Genomic DNA, 364 nt, shown 5'->3' with positions numbered 1-364 from the left:
CTATAACTCAATGCCTCCTGCTTGCACACAATTTTACAGGCCCCACAACTGTGACATAGTTTTTGAAATAATATAATATCCTCTTTAACCTTTGCAAGGGCATTAAATTGACAGACTTCCACGCAGGAACCACAGGAAATACATTTTTCATCATCTATACATGGATATTCTACTTTAACCTGTTCTGTCTTTTCAATATACGGTTTTAGAAATAAAAATCCATTTGGTTCTTCTACATCACAATCTACATAATTGGCCCTTAAGGCAAGAGCAAGATTGGTAGACACTGTAGTTTTCCCCGTACCTCCTTTTCCACTTAATACTGCTATATTCAAGTTACTTCCTCCTCAAAATTCTATTTTAA

General features: G+C 35.4%; 1 protein-coding gene. It reads right to left on the bottom strand.

Annotated elements, in window-relative coordinates; translation table 11 throughout:
- The coding region (locus ACJDU8_RS25745; protein WP_406795031.1) for a 4Fe-4S binding protein at nucleotides 1–335 on the bottom strand (335 nt) is incomplete at its 3' end.
- Between the last annotated feature and the right edge of the window lie 29 nt (nucleotides 336–364).

This window comes from Candidatus Clostridium eludens (assembly GCF_045310515.1).
Lineage (GTDB): Bacteria > Bacillota > Clostridia > Clostridiales > Clostridiaceae > Clostridium_B > Clostridium_B eludens.
Note: the sequence above shows the minus strand (reverse complement) of the source record. Positions and strands in the feature narration are given on the sequence as shown.